The following is a 23,804-nucleotide window of genomic DNA, read 5'->3' as shown; positions in this document are numbered from 1 at the left end:
CCTGAGCTACCTGAGCTTCCTGAACTTCCTGAACTTCCGCTGCCTGAGCTACCTGAGCTTCCGCTACCTGAGCTGCCTGAACTTCCGCTGCCTGAGCTACCTGAGCTTCCGCTACCTGAGCTGCCTGAACTTCCGCTGCCTGAACTTCCGCTGCCTGAGCTACCTGAGCTTCCGCTACCTGAGCTGCCTGAGCTACCTGAACTTCCGCTGCTTCCTTTTTTTCCTTTAGGGCCTTTAGGGCGAGGTTTTTTTCCGCTACCTGAGCTACCTGAACTTCCGCTACCTGAACTTCCTGAGCTTCCTGAACTTCCTGAACTTCCTGAACTTCCTGAGCTTCCTGAACTTCCTGAACTTCCTGAACTTCCTGAACTTCCTGAACTTCCTGAGCTTCCGCATGTTCCACTGCCAGTGCTGCCACTTCCGCATGTTCCACTACCAGTACTTCCGCTGCCGCTTGTTCCACTGCCAGTACTTCCACTAGTTCCTGTACTACCTGAACTTGGATTTCCTTTTGGACCTTTTTTACCAACAGGATTATTATCTAGAAAACCTACTACACCGTTTTCTTTAGCTTGTGAAAGTAATTGTTCAATATCAAGCTTTAGTACCATTTTCCCACCACTTTCTTAACAAATTTTACTTTTCTATTTCAATTTATGATGATTTTATCTATTTGACATAGACAATCATATATTTTTAGACTCATAATTTTAGATTTTCTACACACAACCACCCATGAGTATGCATATATCTAAAAAAAATGTTATTTAGGAGAATTCAAGTGTTAAAATATGAAATTTTAATTAATCCGAAGTGGTTAAGAAAATTGGATAGCGACATTTGGAACGATGAATTGGTACCTGCTGTATTAAAAAGAGGTAAAGATCGTTTTAGTATTAAAATAGCCTATCGTGGGAATGTGATCAGGGATAAGAAGAAAAAATCCTATCGCATAGTTTTTCAAAAACCGTATAAGGTCAATGAAGCTCATGAGATTCACCTCAATGCCGAATTTTCAGATGTATCACTAAGTAGGAATAAATTATCGCTCGATTTCTTTGATCGTATTGGCGTCATTTCTCCTCACTCCCAGCATGTTCTGTTGTATGTCAATGGATATAACAAAGGCATCTATTTAGAGATAGAATCTTTTGATCAATATCTGCTTGAAAAAAGAAATTTGCCGGATGGAGCGATTATTTATGCAACCAATAATCGAGCGAATTTCTCCTTATTAACCAAGAAAAAAGAAATTAAAAAACGTTTAGACCAAGGATACACATTAAAATATGGTAAAAAAGAAGATATGGTCGATGTACAAAAGTTAATAGCGATGATTAATGCCTTAAGTAATGAAGACTTTGAAAAAGAAATCCCAAAAATATTGGATATTGAGAAATACTTAAGATGGGTATCTGCGGCAGTATGTGTTCAAAATTATGATGGCTTTATCCATAATTATGCCTTGTACAAAAATGGCCAAACTGGATTATATGAGATCTCTCCTTGGGATTATGATGGGACCTGGGGAAGAAACCTCCACGGCAGAAAGCTTGATTATGACTATGTTCCATTAACCGGATATAACACACTTTCAGCAAGACTTTTCCACTATCCACACTTTAGAAATCTATATAATGAAATCTTATCTAATATTTTGGAAAACGACTTCACTTTGGAGATACAAAAACCGATTATTAATGACCTATTCAATGCGTTAAAGCCGTACATTAGTCTAGATCCGTATATTAGCACTACAGCAGCAACCTTAGAGCAAGAAAAAAAAGTTTTTTTTAATTTTATCAAGAAGAGAAACGCTTTTCTTAAGGAAGAATTAACATCTTTTATAAAGGTAAACAGTATATGAATCTCAATCATATACTTTTTTTTTGCCTATTTTTACCTAAAACAGGAAAAAAAGGCTACTTTTTTAGTACAACATCATCCCGTGATACATATAGATGCAGTGTAAATGTTTATTTAATTTAAAGGAGGATAATTCTTTTATGGAAAAAGAGATGATGAATTTATTTGTGGGTAAAACAATCAGGGTTGACCGCGGAGGTCCCGAATCAAGGAGTGGGAAATTATTAGCTGTTCTTGATGACTTTTTTGTCCTTTTAACTGAAACTGATGGCGTCGTTTACTATAAAACAAATCACATTAAAAGCGTTACAGAAAGTTCTAAGGATGATATAAAGTTCGGCTTAAAGGTCCCAGAAAAATTTGATTTTAAAACAGCTGATAACTTTGTAAGTCTATTAGAAAGCATCAGATTTCAATGGGTAAGAATTAATCGTGGGGGTCCTGAATCATTCGAGGGTGTTTTAAGCGAAGCAAATAAACATTTTGCTTCCCTAATTTTGAAAGAAGAAGTTGTTCGTGTCTCCATGAAGCATATTCGTAACATCAGCTATGGACTAAAGGTTGAAACATCGAACGATGATAAAGACGATAACGAATAAAAAACATGTCGCTTCTCCAATAGAGGAGCGACCCATTATCACTTAAGGAGGATTAAATATGGGTGGAGATAAATTTTCAGCTGCATTGGATTTATTAAAGGGCTTTGAAGTAAATCTATTTGTAGGTGAAGATATTTTTAAAGGAAAACTAATCGGTGTTGAAGCAGACCATGTAGTGTTAGAAACTGAAAATAATTACATTTTTTATTATAACATCGATAAAATTCAAGCCATTACAAAAAATACAAGAAAGTTTCAGCCTGAGAAAACAACGGCAAATTTTCAGAAAACACAAAGCTTAGTAGACCTACTCCAATCTTTTCAACATACGTGGGTAACGATTTTGAGTATTAACAAACAACGATTTACTGGTGTGTTAAGCGAAATCGATGAAGACTTTGCTACTTTAATTAATGGTGAAGAGCGAATTTTAATTAAATTAACACATGTAGCCAACATCCTCAAAGGGTTTATTAAAGACGAGACTGATAAGAAGTCATCATCAAATGAAAAAGAAAAGAACAATAAAAACTCTGATAATGATAAGGATTCAAAGGATAAATCATCTTCTTCTGGTGATAAAGATGATTCCAAAAAAGAAGAGAAATCAAAGTCAGAATCAAAAGATGATACCAAAAACTCAGATAAAAAACAAAAATCCGAGAAAAACGAGAAAAATGATAAAAAGCAAGATGCGATAGTTATGGAAGAATCGAACAATACAATGGTTTGGTCACAGCCAATTAAGATTGAGGCTACAATGGTTCAAACCAAGGATGAAACTTTTTCGACTCCTGTTAAGACTAAAAAATCATCACATGCTGAAGAAAAGGATTCGTCAAAAACTTCTTCTGAAATGAAAAAGTCCAAGGAGCAGAGCACTCGAGATAAAAAGTCTGAAGAAACTAAATCGAGTAAGTCAAAAGAAAGTGATCAATCAATAGAAATAAAACCTGTAAAAGAATCAGTATCATTTCAAAACAATGATAATACGCCAGCACCACCGTTAAAATTACAAAATAGTGAAGTAAAATCAACGAAAACACAAGATGCTTCCAATCCTGTTAAAACTTTTTCTATACAAAATCAGGCAACGAAGAAACCAGAAAATAAAGTAGAGACCAAAACGAATGATACCAACACGAATAGCAGCAGTCAAAATGTATGGAAACAAAAAGAGCAGGAGAAAAAAGTTTTTCGTTTTGCAGGTGAACCAGCAAATGAAGACAACCAAAGAGCTTTCCCATTTGCAGGATGGCCAAACAGAAACAATCGAGCAACAAGATTTTAATTTTATGAATTCTTGATGGAATTAGTGTAAATTCATTTAGGTTTATTCCTTCATTTTACCCCTTTTTTTAACCCCCAAAATACCATACAAATATGAGCTGGGCAGTTCTAACCAAGTATATATGTTTTAAGCAATTCCCCTTTTCAGCCCTCCTCTATTTGTTAATGGGTATACCTAGGAAAGGATGTGAGTAAATGAAGTTGAAAGATAATATCGGAAAATATATTAAACTGGAGATCTCGGGTAAGAAATTCATTAGTGGGTTATTGATTGATGTAGGCACCGATTTATGGGTTGTTTTTAATGGATACGATTACCTATACATCCCCGCAATCCATTGCCAAAATTGGCGCTATTTAAAACAAGACGAAATTAATGAGTTCGATGAAATTACTCTTCAAGACGAACCAGCGCCAATCTATAATAATAACGAAGAAATCTCGTTGAGAAAAACTTTGACTGCAGCGAAAGGAATTTTTACAGAAATATATGTTACTAGTAACCTTGCCCTCCATGGCTACATCATTAGTATTATGAATAATTATTTTGTTTTCTACTCGCCAATTTACAAAACCATGTTTATCTCCCTTAACCATTTAAAATGGTTAATTCCTTACACAAATAATCAACGTCCCTACGGCTTAAGCAACGCAAATCTTCCAGTAAACCCAAGCAATATAACCTTTGCAAGATCTTTCGAGGTACAAATCGAAAAGTTAACAGGTGAATTGATTGTCTTTAATATCGGTGAAAATGAGCATGTCATTGGAAAGATTCAAGGAATAAATAATAATTTTGTTGAATTAATTGGCGCAAAAGAAGATCCAGTCTTTATTAATCTTCAACATATCAAAACAATCCATATGACGTAATCGGATTATTTTTTCTATGGCTTATAAGTAAACAAGCTTTTGAAAAAAAAAAAACAGAGTGTCTAATGACACTCTTTTTATTAGGAATGAAATGGTAAACTATTTTTCTTTAACATAAACAGTTTCTGTTTTTCGGGAAAATGATAGGAATTCAAACGCAATTCCGTAAAGGAAAGTAACCAGGAACATCGAACCAATCATATCAAAAATGACATGCTGCTTAACAAAAAGGGTTGAAATAATGATCAAGGTCCCGACACCATGAATACATAAAATGTTTAATACATGTTTATTTTTAACATGAAGGGAAGCAAGCATGATAACAAATGTTGTCAGGACATGGATGCTTGGAAAACAATTAAACGGACGATCATTATTGTATATCCACAAAACCAGATGATTAAAGACGTTATTATCAGTGATCGTAGGTCTTGGAACAGTCGTTTGGAAAAAGAAATAAATGACAAAACATATTAGTTCGGCTATAACAATTAAAATCAACGTTTTAAGGTACACTTTTGTGTCTTTAAAGCAAAAGTAAACTAAATAACAAAAGATATAGGCATACCAAAGGATATAGGGAATGATAAACACTGACAAAAACGGAATCGCTTGGTCTAACGCATTACTAATATCGATAGCTCTATGTGAATGGGAATTTAATAATTCATAAATTTTGGCTAAAAGTGGAATCACAAGCAAAAATAATAAGTAGGGAGCTTTTTTTATTAAATTTTTCAATAAGGCCCCTCCCTTTAATAAATTAGTAACTTTTAAGATTGCTAAAATAAAATATCGAATACATTTCATATTACCATAAAACTGGGGTAAATAAACGATATTTTTTGATGTCTTTTTTAGAGTCATTTTTGGTGTCAGGCACCGTCCGTGGACATTTTTATAATTTGTGCATATCCATTGGACAGGGCTATCAAAAAACTGAGAAACCTGTGGTGTTTGGTTTCTCAGTTTTTTGGTTAGTTGTCTCCTTATGCTCCTGTTTGTTTTCTTGTAAATCCATGGTATCTTGTGCCTTGGAATTCAACTTCGCCGATATCACCTTCTGCCAATAGTCCGTATTCTCGTCCGCTCACACTGAATTCGATTCTGTCGCCGCTTTCAAATTGAAATGTAACATAGTACCATGTACTGGAGGAATGATCCTCCCCTCCTCCACTCACTTGCAGCCTTTTTGAAACCACAACCGCCACCACTTTTAGGCGTGGTTGTTTATTAATGTGATTCCAGGTTTTAATTCCCTTAATAAACATAAAAAGAATGATTCCTGCTACCAGTGCAATAAAAATGGGGATAATGGTGAACATAATATCAAAAATTTCAAATCCATCATTAAGACCCATACCTCACCTCCGCCTATCTCCCTATATATGAAAATTATAAACTAGACATTAGCTCTCTTTTCAAATATATAGGATGGATTTCCTGTTTTGCAAGAATTTTGAAAAATTATTAAAATTCAAAGCACTTATAAAAGTGACCAGAACGTTTATTATGGTAAACTAAAAACAACAGAAACGTAGTAAAAAAAGGTGGTGTAACCTTGGATCGAATCATTTTATTTGATGGCGTTTGTAATCTGTGCAACACCAGTGTGAAATTTATTATTAAAAGAGACTCTATAGGTCATTTTAAGTTTGCATCTCTCCAAAGCGAGACAGGTCAGACTCTTTTAAGAATGCACGGCTTGAACAAAGATTTAAACAGTTTCGTCCTTCTAGAAGGTGACAAAGTCTTTCTCAAATCAAGTGCAGCTCTCCGTGTTTGCAGGAAACTTGGCAGCGCGTGGCCCATATTATCGCTCTTCCGTTTCCTCCCTCCTTTTATCAGAGATCCCCTTTACGATTTTGTTGCCAAGAACCGATATAAATGGTTTGGAAAAGAAGAAAGCTGTATGATCCCTTCTCCAGAATGGAAACAAAGATTTCTCGACTAACGATGGTGCCTGACACTCTAAATCTAACTAATATTTTATTCCCTCAAGCATAGATATTATTAATACTATTTTTTTACTGCAGGAGGGTCTAAATGAAGATTGTTGTAAGACAAGGTGATTCATTATGGCATTACAGCCAGATGTTTCAGATTAAATTAGAGTTGATTACTGACTCCAACCCAAAAGTCGACCCAAATAATCTTTCTGTTGGCCAACAGATACGGATTCCAGGTTTTGTTGCTAAGGAATATCAGATACTCCCCGGAGACTCTTTATGGCGTATAGCTCAAAACATGAATCTCCCTCTAGAAGCAATGGAATTGGTTAATCCTGAAATAAATGCCTCAAACCTCACCCCTGGGCTAGCGATAAAAATCCCAACCCGGATTCACAGGAGATTAGTGGAAAGTTCTCAAAGATACGATTACAGCAATCTGGTAAAGGATCTTAACCGGTTAAAAGAGCTATATCCGTTTTTACAAGTAACCCCCATCGGAAAGACCGTTCTCGGTAAAGAAATTCCCGAAATAATAATCGGTTCCGGTGAAAAAAGGGTTCACTATAATGGTTCCTTTCATGCCAATGAATGGATTACTTCCCTAGTGATTATGACTTTTTTAAATGATTACCTATTATCGCTGACAAATCATCAGCCTATAAGCGGACAACATGCTTTTCCCTTTTATCAAAATACTATATTATCAATAGTCCCAATGGTGAATCCGGATGGAGTTGACCTCGTTTTAAACGGTCCACCTGAAAACGAATCATGGCAAAAACAAGTAGTAGAAATGAATAAAGGTAGTACAGACTTTACGGGATGGAAAGCGAATATTAGAGGTGTTGATCTTAACGACCAATTCCCGGCAAGATGGGAATTAGAAAAGGCGCGCAATCCTAACGAGCCTGGGCCAAGAGATTACGTAGGAGAAAAACCTTTATCAGAACCGGAAGCAAATGCTATAGCGGAACTGACACGAAAACAAGATTTTGCACGAGTCCTTGCCTTTCATACACAGGGAGAGGTCATTTACTGGGGGTTTGAAAATCTTGAACCGGCTGAGTCGGAAGTCATTGTGAAGGAATTAAGCAGAGTGAGTGGTTACGAGCCTGTTAAAACAATCGAGAGCTACGCCGGTTACAAAGACTGGTTTATACAAGATTGGCAAAGACCAGGTTTTACAATTGAACTCGGCTTCGGAATAAATCCACTTCCGTTGTCTATGTTTGATGATATCTATAAAAAATCACTGGGTATTTTCTTAGCTGGACTTTATATGTAGCAAAGGAGGCTGGAAAAATCCTGCCTCCGTTCTTTTTGGATTCATTAAGATTTCGTATGATTAAGATCCCAAATCACGCCATAAGCATCCTTGACCTTCGCATATTTTGCTCCCCAAAAAGTATCTTGGAGCTCCATGAAAACTGTTCCGTTTTGACTAAGCGCTTCATAAATTTTTTGAATTTCCTCTTCACTTTCGAATTCCAACGTTAATGAAATATTATTGCCTATGACTACTGAATTGCCCGGAAACGAATCCGAAGCCATTAGAAATAAATCACCACTTTTAAATTGTGCATGAATAATTAGATCATGAGCCTCTGGAGGTGTAGGATAGTCTGCTTCACCATAGGTTTGGAGGTTGGATATTTCCCCGCTAAATACATCCTTGTAAAAATTTAACGCCTCTTTTGCCTTTCCATCAAACATTAAGTATGGAGTTGCTTGACCCTTCATTTTAAAACTCTCCCTTCAGTGAAAACCTCATTATTATTTACGACATAGCCAACAAAAAGACCTGCTTCACCTAATGTTTATTTTTTCTTTCCGAATTATGACCCTTGATAGGATGCCTTATGAAACTTTTCAATATATATAAACAGTTTCTCACCTTGTTCAGGTAGATTGGTGTCAGGCACCATTTTTAAATACATCGCTCGATAAGATTCAGGGACCCAGATGTAATCATGAATGTATTCTGTCATTGTAAATCCACACTTTTCCCAAAAGTGATTTCTCGCTAATGTTTCAGGAGTATTTGCTGATTCTACTTCTATTACCAGACTTTTTGCATTTGTATTGTTCATCGACCATTCTCGTATGTATTCCATCATTTTCATTCCAATCCCGCGGTGTTGGTAATTAGAATCCACAGCTAAATAATCGATGATCAAAGCATCGGATCCTTCCAGCTTACCTGTTATTGCAAAGGCTGCAACCTTACTCTCCTCTAACGCTAAATGTAAGTAACAAAGTTGTTTTCTGAACATATTACGGATGATTTTCTCCGGCTTTGCCCCTTTCCCATCGAATGCTTGATGGTAAATCGGGCTTATTTGGTTCCAAACCTCTTGACTCCACTTTTCTAACGTTTGAAATTCCAAGGCTTTTTGCCTCCTATGTCATTCCTTTACTACCAAATTACCCACAAATACTTATTTTTATAAAAAAAGAACCTTTGAACTAATGTCAAAGGTTCAAGTGAGGACTTGGTGGTCTATGCCAAGCCCTTTATTAGGAGGTCTAAACTCAGAAGAATTTAAACATCTTTATATTAACATTTTCTAAATATTCTTTCAATCATTATTACGTTAAAGTGGAAAAGCGGTACAAATGGCACATAAAAAATCAAAGTATTTTCTTTTGGAAAACAGATTGGTTTATTGATATTCGTAATTTCCCCCTTTTTTTAAAGTTTGCTACAATATATAGTAACCAAATCGTGAGGTGAGAATTGTATGTGCGGGCGGTTTACATTAACAGCAACGTTTGAAGAAATTATTGATCATTTCGATATTGCAGCTTTTCTTGAGGAAGAAAATTATGCTCCGAGTTATAATATTGCTCCCTCTCAGGCTGTACTTGCGGTGATTAATGACGGGAAGTCTAATCGGATGGGATTTTTAAAATGGGGCTTGGTTCCGCCTTGGGCAAAGGATCCGGCTATTGGCCATAAGATGATTAATGCCCGAGCAGAGACCTTATCCGAAAAACCCAGCTTTCGAACTGCTTTCAAAAAGAAACGTTGTTTAGTCATAGCAGACAGCTTTTATGAATGGAAACGACATGAGGACAAGAGCAAAACCCCAATGCGGATTAAACTAAAGTCGGCTGATTTGTTCGCGATGGCGGGAATATGGGAAGCTTGGAAGTCCCCTGAAGGAAAAACTCTTTATACCTGTTCAGTCATTACAACTGGTCCAAATGAGCTGATGAAAGATATTCATGATCGGATGCCTGTTATTCTGAAACCAGAGGATGAAAAAACGTGGCTGGACCAGTCCATTTCCAACACCAATGATTTAAATAAACTTCTTATACCTTATGACGAAAACTTAATGGAAACTTATGAGGTTTCGTCCCTAGTTAACTCACCAAGAAATAACACTGTTGAGCTTATCCAAAAAATTTGTTAATTCTTTTTTCAAAAATAGGCTTCTATTTTTAAAATAATTTTTTCAATATGGACAGGTTTACTACATGCGCGTACAAGCTGCCACATAAGATGTATTAACCCATAAAAGTTTTCCTTCTTTAGAAAGTGGTTCAACCACTTTCTTTTTTTGTGAAAAAAAGTGGCAGAACTATTAAGAAACCCCCTATTCCATTTGGGAAAGGGGTTAGCTACTTCCTATTCTTTAGATTTATTATCCCACCATTCTCGGACCTCAAAAATGCCAAGGACTTCATTTTTTGCTTTTTCAAAGACTTCTACGGTTTCATCAGTGGAATAGGATAAAATATAGTGGGTTGGTGTCTCGCTTAGAACTCGAAAGGAACTAATTTCCCCATCTTTCATTTCAACCATATAAACTTTCCCGCTCAGAACATCATTAGCTGCTGCTAAATTTCTCATACCTTTTCATCCCCCCTACATTACTTTACTCTCAGATTAGCAGTTTTCATGCATCAAAAAATGAAAGAAATTCGAAAAAATAACGAAAATTTTGAAAGTCAAAATCTTTCAAGGTTTAAGTATGAATATCCATATCATTAATCTACAAAATTTGGGAAATATAAGTAATATTCACAAAGATTAAGGAAGGGACCTAAGGCTATTGGGAATGAAAATGAAAAAAATGCTCTATAATCTGATTAAGCTGAGGGACAAAATCTTTATACCGTTTGCTATTATTTACATATTATTAGCGGCTTATGGAATATATGTGATTGAGCCGAACACATTTAAAACATATACAACCGCTGTTTATTGGGTTCTTACTACACTGGCAACCGTTGGATTTGGAGACTATGCGCCAGTTACACATTCCGGCAAAGTTTTTACCATTATCCTTTATATTACTGGCATTGGACTTGTTAGTGTGGTCATTGGAAAAGTAATAAATTCAATTTATTTAATTGATAAACTGAAGGTTGGAGGAAAAATGAAATATACCGGTAAAAATCATATCATTTTGATTGGCTGGAGTGCGAAATCGAAATTAGCTATCGAAGAAATATTAAAATCGGATAAAAAAATAGAAATTGTTATTATCGATGCTTTAGAAAAAGCTCCAATAATGGAGGATCGACTACATTATATTCGCGGTGATGCAACGGATGAAGAAACACTACATAATGCGAATTTACCCAGGGCTAAGGGAGTTATTATTTTTGCAGACCAAATAACCCAGGACAATTATGCAACCTCTGACCCCGTCCTTGTTGACGGAAAGACTTTATTAATTGCAACGGCCATCACTTCTATTGAAAAAAAATTTAATCGATCCATCCACGTTACTGCCGAGGTGATTAATCAAAAACACATTCGATTATTCGAGCAAGTGAATGTCGATGAGTTTATACCTACACAAGAAATGATATCCCATGCAGCAGTGAGATCTTTATTTTCACATGGTGTTACCCATATGTTTTCAGAACTCATGAGCATCCAATACAGGGAATCCATGTATGAAATTCCGAAGCGCGAAGAATGGAAAACTTATCGTGATGCCTTTGAAGATCTTCTTAATAGAGGTGCAACACTAATCGCGGATCGCGGCGACCTTCATATAAATCAAAAGCTGGATTCCAATATCCCTGAAGAGGCACAGCTTTTTGTTATTTGTGATAAAGAAACAATTACTCAACTAAATTCATTGCCGGCACACTAGAAGGATGCTATTTCCGGCATCCTTTTATTTTTCAAATCGAGAAATAATAAAAATAATTTGTTTCTTTTTCGAATCCAATTTTTTCATAGAGTCTTTGCGCATTTAGGTTATCCTCACCTGTTTCCAGCAAAACACCTTTTGCGCCTGTTTCCTTTGCAAACTGGATCGCCTTATGTATTAATTTCTCCCCTGCACCTCTTCCGCGAAATTGTTCCTTTACATACAAATCATTTAATACCCATGAACGCATCATGCTTACAGACGAAAACGACGGATACAGCTGTACAAAACCAACGGGATCATTACCATCAAATGCCATAAACACAACGGATTCAGCATTCATTATTCTTGCTTTTAAAAACTCCCGTGTATCTTCCTGATTTGATGCCTGTTCATAAAACACCCTATATAAATCGAAAAGTTCTGTTAAAGAATCCAGATCACTGAATGTAGCTTTTTTTATTATCATTTTAATAACTCCTCCTAAAAAATATCACCTTTTTGGAAAAATAGCCCGGAGGCTCCTCCGGACTATTATCCTTCATTCACTGTTATTTCTAATGTCCAAAGATTATTCCTGTAATCTGAGAGCTTTCTTAATAATAATAAGATTAGTCATTCTTTCAAAAAAAGGATAGATAAAGCAGAGGTCTGACTTTATCTATCCTTTTTTATTTATTCATTTTCTGATTCATCCTCTTTATTAAACCAAAGCGGGTCATTATTATCCTCTTCACCATTGTAGTTGATGAGGATTTCTTCCCCGGCTTTGATATCCTTGTACGCATAAAAGTCGAACGTGTGATTCGGAAAATTAATTTCATATGTAGCATTAGGCTCATACGAATGGTTAAACAACATTCCATATCCTAACAGGAGTGCAGTATGGTTGATTCCATATTCAAAGGCATAATCTGCAAGCAATGTTTTCTCAATATGAACATGCTCCTCATTTGGATAAGGAATAACCGGCGCCTCATGGATCAGCTCACCTTTTGCAATATCACGTGTCGCAAATACCCCTCTATTTAATTCTCCATCACTAAGCTTCGAAGTTTTAATTTCAATCATATTAATCACCTATTTGTTCTTTCCATTAAAGTTTTATCATATTATAGCTTGCCATTATATAAAGCAGAAAGCAAATATTTTTTCTTTCTACACAGCTACTCCCTGCTTGAAATGGTGCCTGACACCAGGAAAAAATATGTCAAATGATTTCTTAACAGCTTTTACTTATTAAGTCATTTTTTTGGAGGTGGAATCATAAAATAGGAATATACGTTCGCAACAGGAGGCGATGACATGGGGAAGATGCTTACAGGTGAAATGTTGGTAAAGTATTACGAGTTAAATAAGCAAAAGAAAGAAATAGAACTAGAAATGAATGAATTAAAGGATGCCTTTCAAAATTACTTTAATAATTCAGTTGGTTCTGATCACAAAGGGGAAATTACCCTAAGCGGCTATAAGCTGCAACGGCAAATACGAAAAACAGAAAAATATGACGAGGCTGAAACCATTAAAAGATTAGAAGAATTACAGTTGAATGAGCTTATTCAAGTGGTAAAAAAACCTGATGATGTAAAAATTAAAGCCGCTCTTAATTTGGGCTTATTGAATCCCAATCAGTTAGAGGGCTGTATTATTTCGACTTGCTCCCCTGCTATTTCTGTGAAGCCAATCACGCCAAGATAAATATGACAGCCCGCGCATCTTCGCAATGATGCGCGGGCTATTTGTTCGTTAAATTTTTATAAAATAAGCGGATACGATGAAAGATAATTCATTTTTTAAGAATATAACAAGTTCCATCTTCGGCAAAATATAAGGTTTCTCCGTGGTTCACATTAAAATTAACATTCTTTTTGTCATAAATTAGTTTCGATACTACTTCAAATTTCTCAACTAATTCGGAAGCTGGGTTAACAATTAAATCTTGTTTTCCATTCGTAGTAACGAATCCTTTCGGGTTATATTTCCTTTCAGGCTTTAATTCTGTCGTCCAATTTCCATTCAGAAGAACGGAGAGTGCAGTAAATTTAGTTTTTCTAGTTTGTACTGACCAAAGCTTCCGACAATTACAACGATGTATTTTGAATTTCATCACCCAATACCTTCTTTCAACTGAAGAATTCAAAATAAGAATATTGTAAATTGTATTCCCGGTGGTTCAAAATTATTTATTGTTGTCTGTTCGCTGCTTGGCCTTTCTTAGAATTTGAAAATTTACCACCAAATGGTACAATTAGCATTGATTAATTATCTTGCAAAGGGGTTATTGAAAATGTCTGTTGATGTTTATCTTAATTTTAATGGAAACTGTCGTGAGGCAGCCGAGTTTTACGCGGAGGTTTTTGGTACAGAAAAACCACATATTATGACTTTTGGGGAAACACCACCGAACCCAGAATATCCACTTCCTGAAGAAGCAAAGAACTTGGTCATGCACACTCGGTTGAATATTGATGGAAGCAACGTAATGTTCTCTGATGTTTTCCCCGGGATGCCTTTTACAGCAGGTAATAACATAAGCCTTGCTCTCGTAAATAAAGACTTGGATAAACTAAAATCTTATTTTAACAAACTGAAAGAAGGCGGCTCGGTGACTATGGAGCTTCAAGAAACATTCTGGAGCAAATGCTATGGTTCCCTAAAAGATAAGTTTGGAATTGAATGGCTATTCAATTACGACAATGGTGAAAGCGTAATGTAAGTGGTTTTACAGAAGAAGACCGGGCAAATTTGCCCGGTCCTTTTTGGTTTCCTACGAACTTTCATTTTCTAGAGCGAAACCCCCACTTGTTACCAGTGATCTGATTTTTCAACCTTGACGGGCATTAGTTGCCCTCACTAGTTACCGTTTAGACGATTTTTCAGCCTCGACGGGCATTAGTCGCGCTCACTAGTTACCGTTTAGACGATTTTCCTCACTCAACGGGCATCATACGCTTCCAATGGTTACCGCTGAATCAGTAATACCCACACGAAGGGCATCAAGGTATGTAACAAATAAAACCATTCTGGGTTTACACCTCGATTTGCCGACTTACTTCTTGTTGCTCTTCGTCTTCTCCCCATCCTTTGCAAACATCAATCCATTCTTTTGCAAAGGAATACTTAAATAACTCATCTTTCGTTAATTCAATCGCAGAATTTGAGCTGCCACAGGCTGGGTATAGTGTTTCGAAGCGCTGCATTGAAACATCCAAGTAGACATCCAGCTCATTATTTAGTCCAAACGGACAAACACCGCCAATGGCATGTCCAGTTTGTTCAAGTACTTCCTCGGGCGAGAGCATCCTTGCTTTAAGACCGAATTGATGCCGAAATTTCTTATTATCAATTTTTGCATCACCAGCAGCAACCACAAGAATCGCCTTATCCTCGCTCCCCCTAAACGATAATGTCTTCGCAATCCGAGCAGGAGCAACGCCAATTGTCTCAGCGGCTTGCTCCACTGTTGCACTCGAGCTACTAAATTCCATTACATCTACATCGCGTTCCCACTGTTTAAAATGGGCCTTTACACTTTCTAATGACATCTTTTCCATCCTTTCCCTATTGGTAATATTAGAATAATACCACAATTTAGAGGGATCATGCGAAAAGACGACTTGAAGTGTTGAAGGTCTACTTACAATTTATTCCCAAATTTTATATCCATCCTCGATATTATCTAAATCAACTTTTCCTTTTTTCATTTTTGGCGGGCAAATGGAGTTATATTTCATGATCTTTTCATTAATACTATCTATCAAACTCATTAATTTAGATTCAGTGGGTCCTAGTTCTTTTATTTTTATGGCTTTAGAAATATCTTGTCTGATTTCCGCTTGTAAAATCACAAAGGATGGCAGCTCCAGCAAATCTACATGACTATCATTCTTATAGACCATAAATTTCTTCTCCCCTCATCTTCTTGTTTTATCTATTATATATTCTATCCTGCCCATACATTTTCCTTCGATTAGGATGTATTTTCTCAAACTAAATCCCTTAATAGTGTTATAATAATTTTTATATTTAAAAGATTAGGATTTTCGTAATATATGGAGGGATTAAATGAATTCGCAAGTAGCAGTTATGTCCTCCCCAAGGACTAAAGGTATAATATTAGTGCTGATTGCGGCGACATTGTGGGGTGTTTCAGGAACCGTTGCCCAATACCTATTTCATCAACAAGGCTTTAGTACGAATTGGCTTGTTGTTAATCGGCTAATTTTTTCAGGGGTGGGATTATTATTTTTTGCCCATACGGTCGTGAAACAAAATATCTGGAGCATTTGGAGAAATAAACAGGATATCTTCCGCCTCGTCATCTTTGGTGTGATTGGTATGTTTGGCTGTCAATATACATATTTCGCTGCCATCGAACATGGAAATGCAGCAACCGCAACGATTTTGCAATACCTGGCGCCAGTGATTATCGCCTGTTATTTAAGTTTTCGTGCAAAGTCCTTACCAGCAAAAAATGAATTATTGGCGATTGGAATCGCTCTTTTTGGAACGTTTCTCCTTGTGACGAAAGGAAATATTCATTCCCTTTCCATTTCAGGCTCTGCGTTTATTTGGGGAATATTATCCGCTTTTGCACTAGCTTTTTACTCACTCTATCCGGGAAGTCTGTTGAATAAATGGGGGTCTCTCCTTACGGTAGGCTGGGGAATGATGATTGGCGGGATTGCTTTTAGCTTTATTCATCCACCATGGAAATTTCAAGGTCAATGGAGTTTAACATCTTTTATAGCCGTTGTTTTTGTGATTATTTTCGGCACGTTAATTGCCTTTTTTTGCTATATGGAAAGTCTGAAATATATCCGAGCTTCTGAAGCAAGTCTGCTCGCCTGTGTTGAGCCATTATCAGCAGCTTTTTTAGCGGTTGCCTGGCTTCAAGTATCATTCGGCCCTGCCGAATGGATTGGTTCCATTTTAATCATTGCCACCATATTTATCTTATCTACTGTCAAACGGAAATCAAATAGTGCCTGACACCAAATCAAAAACGGTATAAATACAAAAGAAGCAGACCTATTAGTAAATCAGGTCTGCTTCTTTTTTTTATTCTCCTAAGTCCACGTTGTGGTACACTTGTTGAACGTCTTCTAAATCCTCTAATACATCAATCATTTTTTCGAATTTAGCTTGTGCATCCTCTGGAAGAGTTATATCATTTTGCGCGAGCATCGTTAATTCTGCCACAGTAAAATCCGTAACCCCTGCATTTTTGAACGCTTCTTGCACGGCATGAAATTGTTCTGGATCTGCATAAACAATCACTGATTCGTCTTCTTCAATAATGTCACGAACGTCGACATCGGCTTCCATTAATAATTCAAGAACATCTTCCTCGGTTTTGCCTTCAACGCCGATAACAGCTGTTGCGTCAAACATATAGGCAACCGAACCACTCACTCCCATGTTCCCGCCGTTTTTACCAAATGCAGCTCGAACATCTGAGGCAGTACGGTTTACGTTATTTGTCAGTGCATCAACGATGACCATTGAACCATTCGGTCCGAATCCTTCATAGCGAAGTTCAGAATAGCTTTCCTCTGAACCGCCTTTTGCTTTTTCAATCGCACGGTCAATAATGTGCCTCGGTACATTATATGTTTTTGCACGCTCTAGCACGAATTTTAAAGCTTGATTGGATTCAGGATTGGGTTCACCTTGTCTTGCTGCTACATAGATTTCTACACCAAATTTGGCATAAATACGGCTTGTATTTGCATCCTTTGAAGCCTTCTTTTCCTTAATATTATTCCACTTACGACCCATTATGAACACTCTCTTTCCGCTTTTGAATCTACACAAAATTATTAACATGAAACGAAATCTACCTCAAGACATCTTCCAAATAATAATTAGGAGCTCATTACTTATTTGATTGTTTTAGTCATTGACAAATAATATTATACCTTAATTACATCATTTGTTAAGAGTCTATTAACTAAATTCAGTTAAGAAGTTGTTTTTACTATAAAAAGAGGCCGAAACCAAAGCGTTTCGACCTCTAAAAACTCTATTATCTACACCAGCATTTGAAACAGAGTACTATCTTTATTGACTTCGCGATATAAAAATCCCTTTGCTTTGATTCGTTCGATTAACGGAGTGTAGTCACCCTTATCCTTCAGTTCAATACCCACTAAGGCAGGTCCCGTTTCTCGATTATTCTTTTTCGTATATTCAAAATGGCTAATATCGTCGTTTGGTCCAAGGACATCATCTAAGAATTCACGTAATGCGCCCGGGCGCTGCGGGAATTGGACAATAAAGTAGTGCTGGAGCCCTTCATAGATTTTTGATCGCTCTTTGATTTCTTGCATCCGACCAATGTCATTGTTGCCTCCACTGACGATACAGACCACCGTTTTGCCTTTAATTTGCTCTGCATACATATCCAATGCTGCTACAGAAAGTGCTCCTGTCGGTTCAACAACGATCGCATTTTCATTATATAAGGATAAAAGAGTAGTGCACACTTTTCCTTCTGGAACAACTAGAATTTCATCAATGATTTCCTTGCAAATGTTAAACGTCATCGAACCCACAGTCTTAACGGCTGCGCCATCCACAAACGGGTCAATTTCCTTTAAGGATGTCACTTCTCCTTTTAATAAGGATTCTTTCATACCAGGTGCACCTTGGGGCTCCACACCAATTAATTGCGTTTCTGGTGAATAGTGCCTTAAATACGTGCCGACCCCTGACATAAGCCCGCCGCCGCCAATGGCAGCAAACAGATAGTCGATTTTTTCAGGACAGTCATTTAATAGCTCAACAGCAACTGTCCCTTGCCCGGCAATGACCTCCAGATCATCAAAAGGATGGATAAAGGTTCGGCTTTCTTCTTGACTGCATTCGTTGGCTTTTTCATATGCATCGTCAAAAGTATCTCCAACCAAAACAATCTCAACATCTTCCTTGCCCCAGAATTTAACTTGATTTACCTTTTGCTTTGGTGTAGTGCTTGGCATAAAGATTTTCCCATGGATATTTAAGAGGTGGCAAGAATACGCAACCCCCTGTGCATGATTTCCTGCACTTGCACAGATAATTCCATTCTTTAACTCATCTTCAGTCAATTTTTTAATTCGATTATATGCTCCGCGGATTTTAAAGGAACGAACGCTTTGTAAATCCTCTCGTTTTAAATAAACATGGCAGCCATATCGTTCAGACAACAAGTGATTGTATTGCAAGGGAGTCGGTGAAATAACATCCTTAATGGTATGGCTGGCGATAATAATATCCTCCACATTAAACACTTTCTTTTCAACTTGTTGATTCATCTTCCTTTTCCCTCCTAATTTTTCGCATCCATACTGGAATTCTCATTGGTATAATTACATTTTTTAAACACAAAAAACTCGTCCCCATAGTATAGGGACGAGTGAACTCGCGATACCACCCTACTTCCGCAACAAACAAACATTGCGGCTCTCGATCAACGTACCATTTCTGGACGTGTTCCATTGTAACGGCGGACTTTCCGGTATAGCCTACTAACTAAGTTTCAGCTACACATCTCCGAGATGATCTTCGAATAGGTCCTGACATCGACTTTCAGCAACTGTCGACTCTCTGTAGAACAAGGGCTTAATCTACTCTTCTCATCATTGACTTGTCTTCAATTTTTAATAAGATTACCACTGAAAAAATAACCTGTCAATATTTTTTGATAATTTTAATTATTTAGTCAATTATAAAGCGCTTTCATTGATTTAGGACTATTTTATCACTGTCATTACCTTATTTATTATATTTAATTTCGCCACCGATGATGGTCATTTCAATGTCTGTTTGCAGTAACTCGTCAGGATTCCCCATTGTAAATAGATTGTTTGAATAAACCGTCATATCTGCTAGCTTACCTCTTGAAATCGTACCTTTAAGATTTTCTTCATTGGTAGCAAGCGCACCCCCAGCCGTAAATAGCTTAACGGCTTCAAACATTGAGAGTTTCTCTTTGGCATTCCAACCTTCATGAAGATCACCGGGAGTTCTACGGGTAACCGCAGCATGAATACCAAGCAGAGGATCGATTAGTTCGATCGGTGCATCGGAACCGCCGGAACATAAAACGCCCGAATCAAGTAACGTTTTCCATGCATATAAATATGGCTCCCTCTTCTCTCCAATTCTTTCTTTCACCCAAGGATAATCACTAACCACAAATCTTGGTTGAATATCAGCAATCCGACTCGAATCTGCCAAGCGCTGAACTAAATCGTTCCGAACCAGAGACGTGTGAATAATGCGATCTCGGTATTCCACTTTTGGGAATTGATCGAGTACATCTAGAACATTTTCTAAAGCCTTGTCGCCAATCGTATGGACAGCTAGTGGCATGGCGTGTGCACGGATTTCTTGAACCATGTGATAAAGAGTTTCTGGATCATACATGGCGTCACCATATTGGCCAGGCTGGTCGTGATAGGGCTTGGACAGCAATGCGGTTCTTCTTCCAAAAGCCCCATCAGCAAAAATTTTAATCGCCCCAATTTGTAATTTCTCATTTCCGAAACCTGCAGACATCCCTCTTTCTATCAATCGAGGGAGAAAGGGATAATCAATGAGCAGATTGCAGCGTAACCCCTGCCCTTCTTGGTTAAGTAATTCATCGTACATTTTATAAGTTGCATCCAGACCGCCTAAATAAGCAGGATCGTTCGTGTGTACACTTGTTAATCCCTTTTTGACTGCAAATTGCATCGCTTGCTGCAAACAATCTTTTAACTCTTGATAGGTTCGCACTGGTATGTAGTTTGTAATCAATTGAGAAGCTGATTCCAGCAGTAATCCAGTTGGTTTCTTAGTCATCTGATCAAGAACAACAGTCCCACCTATAGGGACTGTGTTTGAGGGATGATACTGACTCATATCAAGTGCTTTGCTATTTACCAAAAAGGCATGGTGACAAATTCGCTTTAGGTACACCGGACAGTGTGGTGCGACATGATCTAATTCTTCAATGGTGGGAATGCTCCCTTCTGTAAAGAGGTTCTCATCCCAGCCCATACCGACGAGCCACATACCTGGAGCCACAGTGTTCGCCTTTTCTCGAATTTTATCTAGCATTTCGCCTTTCGATTTCATCCCAGTTAAATTAAGATCTAAAAAGTTGAATGCGACACCTGAAAGATGCAGGTGGCTGTCGATTAATCCAGGTGTAACCATTTTCCCTTGTAAATCAACGAGTTTTGACCCTGTTCGGCCCCATTGCAAAATCATTTCTTGGTGAGTCCCTAAATCAATGATCCTGCCTTTCTCAACGACGACTGCTTCCACGATTGGCTGGCTTGGGTCCAAAGTATAGAAAGACCCATTTGTAAAAATTGTCCTGGTCATTTAAACCTCCATACATACAAAAATAATTTTTCTTCTATTATAACAGCATGCCGGCAGCTCGATAGATTATCTTAATTCAAAATATATATTAAAGACATGAAAAAAACTCTTTCCGAATAGAAACGGAAAGAGTTTTTTATAGCAATTCGAAATCCCTATCAGATCATTTAAGATCCTTTATACCCATCCTCTGAAACGAGAGGCCTCTGCTACTTTCCTAATCCCAACCATGTATGCTGCTAAGCGCATGTCTACCTGATGTGATTTAGAAGTTTGATAGATATTTTCAAAGGAACTTACCATTACTTTCTTAAGCTTTTCATCTACTTCTTCTTCTGTCCAATAATAGCCTTGATTATTTTGCACCCATTCAAAATATGAAACGGTTACTCCGCCTGCGCTTGCAAGAATATCTGGAACAAGGATGATACCGCGTTCAGTGAGAATTCTTGTTGCTTCAAGTGTAGTCGGTCCATTCGCTGCTTCCACAACAATCGGTGCTTTAATTTGGGCTGCGTTTTTTGCAGTGATTTGATTCGAAATAGCTGCCGGCACCAGAATATCACAGTCTAATTCTAGTAGTTCCTGGTTTGTGATTGTATCTTTAAAGAGCTGCGAGAATGTGCCAAAGCTATCCCTGCGATCAAGCAAGTAATTAATATCCAGTCCGTTAGGATCATAAATAGCGCCATATACATCGGATACAGCAACCACCTTAGCTCCTGCATCATGCATAAATTTCGCCAAGTAACTACCGGCATTTCCAAAGCCTTGAATAACAACACGGGCTCCTTGAAGCTGTTTATCAATTTTCTTCAATGCTTCTTCGATACAAATCGTTACACCGCGGGCAGTCGCAGTTTCACGACCTTGAGAACCGCCGAGGACGATTGGTTTCCCGGTAATAAATCCTGGTGAATCAAATTCGCGCAGACGGCTGTACTCATCCATCATCCAGGCCATAATCTGCGAATTCGTATAAACATCTGGTGCTGGAATATCTTTTGAAGGTCCAACGATTTGGCTGATGGCACGAACATAACCGCGGCTTAAACCTTCAAGTTCTCTAAACGACATGTTGCGTGGGTCACAAATAATGCCGCCTTTACCGCCGCCATATGGTAAATTCGTGATGCCGCACTTTAAGCTCATCCAGATGGACAAGGCTTTTACTTCTTCTTCATCCACTTCTGGGTGGAAGCGGACGCCGCCTTTTGTGGGACCGACTGCATCATTATGTTGGGAACGATAGCCAGTAAATATTTTGACAGAACCATCGTCCATTCTTACAGGAATGCGAACGGTTAACAATCGAATCGGTTCCTTTAATAAATCGTACATTTCGTTGTTATGGCCTAATTTTTTTAGGGCTTGTTGAATAATCGTTTGGGTTGATTTGAACAAATTTAATGATTCTGTTTCCGATTGTTGTTCTTTTTCCATTTCAGTTACTATTGTTTTAACAGACATCCCCAGACACCCCGTCGAATAATAGATTATTATTTTTTTATATAAAAATTAGCTTAAAATTGTTTTGATTTTTTCAAAAGCCCAATCGATTTCTTCTGTGGTAATCGTAAGCGGTGGTGCAAACCGAATAACTGTATCATGTGTTTCTTTACATAATAAGCCTTCTTCTTTTAACTGCTCACAATAAGGTCTTGCAGCTTCGGTTAGTTCTACGCCGATAAACAAGCCGCGGCCTCTGATGGTTTTAATTTTTGGATTATCGATCGATTGTAATAAATCAAAGAAATATTGACCTATTTCCAGCGAGCGCTCGGCCAGTTTTTCTTCCTCAATGACAGCCAAGGCTGCAAGTGAGACCGCGCATGCCAGAGGATTTCCTCCAAATGTAGAACCGTGGGAACCTGGATTGAAGACGCCTAGTATATCAGAATTTGCCACCACACAAGAAATTGGGAACACACCGCCACCTAGTGCTTTACCTAGGATCAGCATGTCTGGATTCACATCTTCCCAATCGCAAGCAAACATTTTCCCGGTCCGTGCCAAGCCCACTTGAATTTCATCGGCAATGAATAATACATTGTTTTCCTTACATAAATCCGATGCTGCTTTTAAAAATCCTTCTGGTGGTAAAATAATTCCTGCTTCCCCTTGAATAGGCTCGATTAAAAAGGCAGCTGTGTTCGGAGTGATCGCTTCTTTTAGTGCTTGAAGATCACCGTAAGGAATGAGGTTAATTCCAGGCAGCATTGGACCGAAGCCGCGCTTATATTCTGGATCTGATGATAAGGAAACAGCGCCCATTGTCCGGCCATGGAAGTTCCCAACGCAAGCAATAATTTCTGCTTGATTTTCAGCAATCCCTTTTACATCATAACCCCAGCGGCGGGCAGCTTTTAGGGCCGTTTCAACAGCTTCTGCTCCTGTATTCATTGGAAGTGCCATATTTTTGTTGGTTAACTGACAAATTTTCTCATACCATGGACCCAATTGATCATTATGAAAAGCACGGGAAGTTAGGGTCACTTTATCGGCTTGATCTTTCAATGCTTGGATAATTTTTGGATGGCGATGTCCTTGGTTAACCGCAGAATAGGCGCTAAGCATATCCATGTAACGATTTCCTTCTGGGCTTTCCACCCAAACTCCTTCCGCCTTTGCAATAACGATTGGCAGTGGATGATAGTTATTTGCACCAAATTTATCAGTTTGTTCAATGATTTGCTTTGTTTTAGTATTTTCAGAGACTGTCATAATAGTTCCTCCTTCAATTTGTTTTG

At 37.7% G+C, this 23,804-nt stretch carries 27 protein-coding genes and 1 other annotated feature; of the genes, 11 read left to right on the top strand and 16 right to left on the bottom strand.

Annotated elements, in window-relative coordinates:
- Positions 1 to 529 (bottom strand): hypothetical protein (locus tag BDR01S_RS11140; RefSeq protein WP_176573204.1); only part of this gene is annotated, 529 nt, incomplete at its 3' end.
- A gap of 252 nt (positions 530 to 781) precedes the next feature.
- Between BDR01S_RS11140 and BDR01S_RS11135 the strand changes: the two genes are divergently transcribed.
- From BDR01S_RS11135 to BDR01S_RS11120, 4 genes are all read left to right on the top strand, one after another.
- Positions 782 to 1,867, top strand: coding sequence for a CotH kinase family protein (locus BDR01S_RS11135; protein ID WP_157406152.1), 1,086 nt, complete (start codon positions 782 to 784; stop codon positions 1,865 to 1,867).
- Between the two features lie 139 nt (positions 1,868 to 2,006).
- A complete protein-coding gene (locus tag BDR01S_RS11130; RefSeq protein WP_066254665.1) occupies positions 2,007 to 2,465 on the top strand; it encodes a hypothetical protein in 459 nt (152 codons plus the stop codon).
- Positions 2,466 to 2,523: 58 nt separating this feature from the next.
- Complete coding sequence (locus BDR01S_RS11125) at positions 2,524 to 3,756, top strand: hypothetical protein (RefSeq protein ID WP_066254661.1); 1,233 nt, start codon at positions 2,524 to 2,526, stop codon at positions 3,754 to 3,756.
- A 194-nt stretch (positions 3,757 to 3,950) separates the two neighbouring features.
- Positions 3,951 to 4,628, top strand: coding sequence for a YwrJ family protein (locus BDR01S_RS11120; protein ID WP_066254658.1), 678 nt, complete (start codon positions 3,951 to 3,953; stop codon positions 4,626 to 4,628).
- Between the two features lie 99 nt (positions 4,629 to 4,727).
- Here the strand turns inward: BDR01S_RS11120 and BDR01S_RS11115 are convergent, their stop codons facing one another.
- The gene (locus BDR01S_RS11115; RefSeq protein WP_066254655.1) at positions 4,728 to 5,369 is read right to left on the bottom strand and encodes a phosphatase PAP2 family protein; all 642 of its coding nucleotides are present in this window, start codon (positions 5,367 to 5,369) and stop codon (positions 4,728 to 4,730) included.
- Positions 5,370 to 5,617: 248 nt separating this feature from the next.
- Positions 5,618 to 5,989, bottom strand: coding sequence for a DUF2500 domain-containing protein (locus BDR01S_RS11110; RefSeq protein ID WP_066254653.1), 372 nt, complete (start codon positions 5,987 to 5,989; stop codon positions 5,618 to 5,620).
- Positions 5,990 to 6,189: 200 nt separating this feature from the next.
- Between BDR01S_RS11110 and BDR01S_RS11105 the strand changes: the two genes are divergently transcribed.
- On the top strand, positions 6,190 to 6,582 hold the full coding sequence (locus BDR01S_RS11105; protein WP_066254651.1) for a thiol-disulfide oxidoreductase DCC family protein: 393 nt from the start codon (positions 6,190 to 6,192) through the stop codon (positions 6,580 to 6,582).
- A 92-nt stretch (positions 6,583 to 6,674) separates the two neighbouring features.
- On the top strand, positions 6,675 to 7,865 hold the full coding sequence (locus BDR01S_RS11100) for a M14 family metallopeptidase (protein WP_066254648.1): 1,191 nt from the start codon (positions 6,675 to 6,677) through the stop codon (positions 7,863 to 7,865).
- 44 nt (positions 7,866 to 7,909) lie between these two features.
- Here the strand turns inward: BDR01S_RS11100 and BDR01S_RS11095 are convergent, their stop codons facing one another.
- Together BDR01S_RS11095 and BDR01S_RS11090 are read right to left on the bottom strand one after the other, a co-directional pair.
- Positions 7,910 to 8,320: a VOC family protein gene (locus BDR01S_RS11095; RefSeq protein ID WP_066254645.1), complete on the bottom strand. Its 411-nt coding sequence runs from the start codon at positions 8,318 to 8,320 to the stop codon at positions 7,910 to 7,912.
- 95 nt (positions 8,321 to 8,415) lie between these two features.
- Positions 8,416 to 8,967: a GNAT family N-acetyltransferase gene (locus tag BDR01S_RS11090; RefSeq protein WP_066254642.1), complete on the bottom strand. Its 552-nt coding sequence runs from the start codon at positions 8,965 to 8,967 to the stop codon at positions 8,416 to 8,418.
- A 354-nt stretch (positions 8,968 to 9,321) separates the two neighbouring features.
- Here BDR01S_RS11090 and BDR01S_RS11085 point away from each other — a divergent pair, with 354 nt between their 5' ends.
- The gene (locus BDR01S_RS11085) at positions 9,322 to 9,999 is read left to right on the top strand and encodes an SOS response-associated peptidase (protein ID WP_066254638.1); all 678 of its coding nucleotides are present in this window, start codon (positions 9,322 to 9,324) and stop codon (positions 9,997 to 9,999) included.
- A gap of 215 nt (positions 10,000 to 10,214) precedes the next feature.
- Here BDR01S_RS11085 and BDR01S_RS11080 read toward each other — a convergent pair whose 3' ends face one another.
- Complete coding sequence (locus BDR01S_RS11080; protein WP_066254635.1) at positions 10,215 to 10,439, bottom strand: hypothetical protein; 225 nt, start codon at positions 10,437 to 10,439, stop codon at positions 10,215 to 10,217.
- A gap of 208 nt (positions 10,440 to 10,647) precedes the next feature.
- Here BDR01S_RS11080 and BDR01S_RS11075 point away from each other — a divergent pair, with 208 nt between their 5' ends.
- Positions 10,648 to 11,697, top strand: a complete 1,050-nt coding sequence (locus BDR01S_RS11075) for a potassium channel family protein (protein ID WP_066260017.1) — start codon at positions 10,648 to 10,650, stop codon at positions 11,695 to 11,697.
- Positions 11,698 to 11,728: 31 nt separating this feature from the next.
- Here the strand turns inward: BDR01S_RS11075 and BDR01S_RS11070 are convergent, their stop codons facing one another.
- Positions 11,729 to 12,166, bottom strand: coding sequence for a GNAT family N-acetyltransferase (locus BDR01S_RS11070; RefSeq protein WP_066254633.1), 438 nt, complete (start codon positions 12,164 to 12,166; stop codon positions 11,729 to 11,731).
- 206 nt (positions 12,167 to 12,372) lie between these two features.
- Positions 12,373 to 12,768: an SET domain-containing protein gene (locus tag BDR01S_RS11065; RefSeq protein WP_066254631.1), complete on the bottom strand. Its 396-nt coding sequence runs from the start codon at positions 12,766 to 12,768 to the stop codon at positions 12,373 to 12,375.
- A 234-nt stretch (positions 12,769 to 13,002) separates the two neighbouring features.
- On the opposite strand from BDR01S_RS11065, the gene BDR01S_RS11060 reads away from it, so the two are divergent.
- Positions 13,003 to 13,395: a hypothetical protein gene (locus BDR01S_RS11060; RefSeq protein WP_235846545.1), complete on the top strand. Its 393-nt coding sequence runs from the start codon at positions 13,003 to 13,005 to the stop codon at positions 13,393 to 13,395.
- Between the two features lie 88 nt (positions 13,396 to 13,483).
- On the opposite strand, the gene BDR01S_RS11055 is transcribed toward BDR01S_RS11060, so the two are convergent.
- Positions 13,484 to 13,804 carry a hypothetical protein gene (locus BDR01S_RS11055; RefSeq protein ID WP_066254628.1) on the bottom strand — a complete coding sequence of 107 codons (321 nt, stop codon included), beginning with the start codon at positions 13,802 to 13,804 and terminating at the stop codon, positions 13,484 to 13,486.
- 180 nt (positions 13,805 to 13,984) lie between these two features.
- Here BDR01S_RS11055 and BDR01S_RS11050 point away from each other — a divergent pair, with 180 nt between their 5' ends.
- Positions 13,985 to 14,413, top strand: a complete 429-nt coding sequence (locus BDR01S_RS11050; RefSeq protein WP_066254626.1) for a VOC family protein — start codon at positions 13,985 to 13,987, stop codon at positions 14,411 to 14,413.
- Positions 14,414 to 14,726: 313 nt separating this feature from the next.
- On the opposite strand, the gene BDR01S_RS11045 is transcribed toward BDR01S_RS11050, so the two are convergent.
- Positions 14,727 to 15,242, bottom strand: coding sequence for a YbaK/EbsC family protein (locus tag BDR01S_RS11045; protein ID WP_066254623.1), 516 nt, complete (start codon positions 15,240 to 15,242; stop codon positions 14,727 to 14,729).
- Positions 15,243 to 15,341: 99 nt separating this feature from the next.
- Complete coding sequence (locus tag BDR01S_RS11040; protein WP_066254619.1) at positions 15,342 to 15,596, bottom strand: hypothetical protein; 255 nt, start codon at positions 15,594 to 15,596, stop codon at positions 15,342 to 15,344.
- A gap of 166 nt (positions 15,597 to 15,762) precedes the next feature.
- Here BDR01S_RS11040 and BDR01S_RS11035 point away from each other — a divergent pair, with 166 nt between their 5' ends.
- Entirely contained in the window at positions 15,763 to 16,689 is a 927-nt protein-coding gene (locus tag BDR01S_RS11035) for an EamA family transporter (RefSeq protein WP_066254617.1), read from the top strand.
- 69 nt (positions 16,690 to 16,758) lie between these two features.
- Here the strand turns inward: BDR01S_RS11035 and BDR01S_RS11030 are convergent, their stop codons facing one another.
- From BDR01S_RS11030 to BDR01S_RS11010, 5 genes are all read right to left on the bottom strand, one after another.
- On the bottom strand, positions 16,759 to 17,478 hold the full coding sequence (locus tag BDR01S_RS11030) for a YebC/PmpR family DNA-binding transcriptional regulator (RefSeq protein WP_066254614.1): 720 nt from the start codon (positions 17,476 to 17,478) through the stop codon (positions 16,759 to 16,761).
- Between the two features lie 251 nt (positions 17,479 to 17,729).
- Positions 17,730 to 18,995 (bottom strand): threonine ammonia-lyase IlvA, encoded by a 1,266-nt coding sequence (gene ilvA / locus BDR01S_RS11025; RefSeq protein ID WP_066254611.1) that lies wholly within the window; start codon positions 18,993 to 18,995, stop codon positions 17,730 to 17,732.
- Positions 18,996 to 19,085: 90 nt separating this feature from the next.
- Positions 19,086 to 19,332, bottom strand: a binding site (T-box leader).
- Positions 19,333 to 19,455: 123 nt separating this feature from the next.
- Complete coding sequence (locus BDR01S_RS11020; protein ID WP_066254607.1) at positions 19,456 to 21,054, bottom strand: amidohydrolase; 1,599 nt, start codon at positions 21,052 to 21,054, stop codon at positions 19,456 to 19,458.
- A 177-nt stretch (positions 21,055 to 21,231) separates the two neighbouring features.
- A complete protein-coding gene (locus tag BDR01S_RS11015; protein ID WP_418303041.1) occupies positions 21,232 to 22,497 on the bottom strand; it encodes a Glu/Leu/Phe/Val family dehydrogenase in 1,266 nt (421 codons plus the stop codon).
- A 75-nt stretch (positions 22,498 to 22,572) separates the two neighbouring features.
- Positions 22,573 to 23,778, bottom strand: coding sequence for an ornithine--oxo-acid transaminase (locus BDR01S_RS11010; RefSeq protein ID WP_066254600.1), 1,206 nt, complete (start codon positions 23,776 to 23,778; stop codon positions 22,573 to 22,575).
- Between the last annotated feature and the right edge of the window lie 26 nt (positions 23,779 to 23,804).

It is taken from the genome of Neobacillus drentensis NBRC 102427 (genome assembly GCF_001591445.1).
Classification (GTDB): Bacteria; Bacillota; Bacilli; order Bacillales; family Cytobacillaceae; genus Neobacillus; species Neobacillus drentensis.
Note: the sequence above shows the minus strand (reverse complement) of the source record. Positions and strands in the feature narration are given on the sequence as shown.

Coding starts and splice junctions, on each gene's coding strand:
- BDR01S_RS11130 (WP_066254665.1), top strand. CDS start 2,007: ATGGAAAAAGAGATGATGAATTTATTTGTGGGTAAAACAATCAGGGTT.
- BDR01S_RS11125 (WP_066254661.1), top strand. CDS start 2,524: ATGGGTGGAGATAAATTTTCAGCTGCATTGGATTTATTAAAGGGCTTT.
- BDR01S_RS11120 (WP_066254658.1), top strand. CDS start 3,951: ATGAAGTTGAAAGATAATATCGGAAAATATATTAAACTGGAGATCTCG.
- BDR01S_RS11110 (WP_066254653.1), bottom strand. CDS start 5,989: ATGGGTCTTAATGATGGATTTGAAATTTTTGATATTATGTTCACCATT.
- BDR01S_RS11100 (WP_066254648.1), top strand. CDS start 6,675: ATGAAGATTGTTGTAAGACAAGGTGATTCATTATGGCATTACAGCCAG.
- BDR01S_RS11095 (WP_066254645.1), bottom strand. CDS start 8,320: ATGAAGGGTCAAGCAACTCCATACTTAATGTTTGATGGAAAGGCAAAA.
- BDR01S_RS11085 (WP_066254638.1), top strand. CDS start 9,322: ATGTGCGGGCGGTTTACATTAACAGCAACGTTTGAAGAAATTATTGAT.
- BDR01S_RS11080 (WP_066254635.1), bottom strand. CDS start 10,439: ATGAGAAATTTAGCAGCAGCTAATGATGTTCTGAGCGGGAAAGTTTAT.
- BDR01S_RS11075 (WP_066260017.1), top strand. CDS start 10,648: ATGAAAATGAAAAAAATGCTCTATAATCTGATTAAGCTGAGGGACAAA.
- BDR01S_RS11070 (WP_066254633.1), bottom strand. CDS start 12,166: ATGATAATAAAAAAAGCTACATTCAGTGATCTGGATTCTTTAACAGAA.
- BDR01S_RS11065 (WP_066254631.1), bottom strand. CDS start 12,768: ATGATTGAAATTAAAACTTCGAAGCTTAGTGATGGAGAATTAAATAGA.
- BDR01S_RS11060 (WP_235846545.1), top strand. CDS start 13,003: ATGGGGAAGATGCTTACAGGTGAAATGTTGGTAAAGTATTACGAGTTA.
- BDR01S_RS11055 (WP_066254628.1), bottom strand. CDS start 13,804: ATGAAATTCAAAATACATCGTTGTAATTGTCGGAAGCTTTGGTCAGTA.
- BDR01S_RS11050 (WP_066254626.1), top strand. CDS start 13,985: ATGTCTGTTGATGTTTATCTTAATTTTAATGGAAACTGTCGTGAGGCA.
- BDR01S_RS11045 (WP_066254623.1), bottom strand. CDS start 15,242: ATGTCATTAGAAAGTGTAAAGGCCCATTTTAAACAGTGGGAACGCGAT.
- BDR01S_RS11040 (WP_066254619.1), bottom strand. CDS start 15,596: ATGGTCTATAAGAATGATAGTCATGTAGATTTGCTGGAGCTGCCATCC.
- BDR01S_RS11035 (WP_066254617.1), top strand. CDS start 15,763: ATGAATTCGCAAGTAGCAGTTATGTCCTCCCCAAGGACTAAAGGTATA.
- BDR01S_RS11030 (WP_066254614.1), bottom strand. CDS start 17,478: ATGGGTCGTAAGTGGAATAATATTAAGGAAAAGAAGGCTTCAAAGGAT.
- ilvA (WP_066254611.1), bottom strand. CDS start 18,995: ATGAATCAACAAGTTGAAAAGAAAGTGTTTAATGTGGAGGATATTATT.
- BDR01S_RS11020 (WP_066254607.1), bottom strand. CDS start 21,054: ATGACCAGGACAATTTTTACAAATGGGTCTTTCTATACTTTGGACCCA.
- BDR01S_RS11015 (WP_418303041.1), bottom strand. CDS start 22,497: ATGGAAAAAGAACAACAATCGGAAACAGAATCATTAAATTTGTTCAAA.
- BDR01S_RS11010 (WP_066254600.1), bottom strand. CDS start 23,778: ATGACAGTCTCTGAAAATACTAAAACAAAGCAAATCATTGAACAAACT.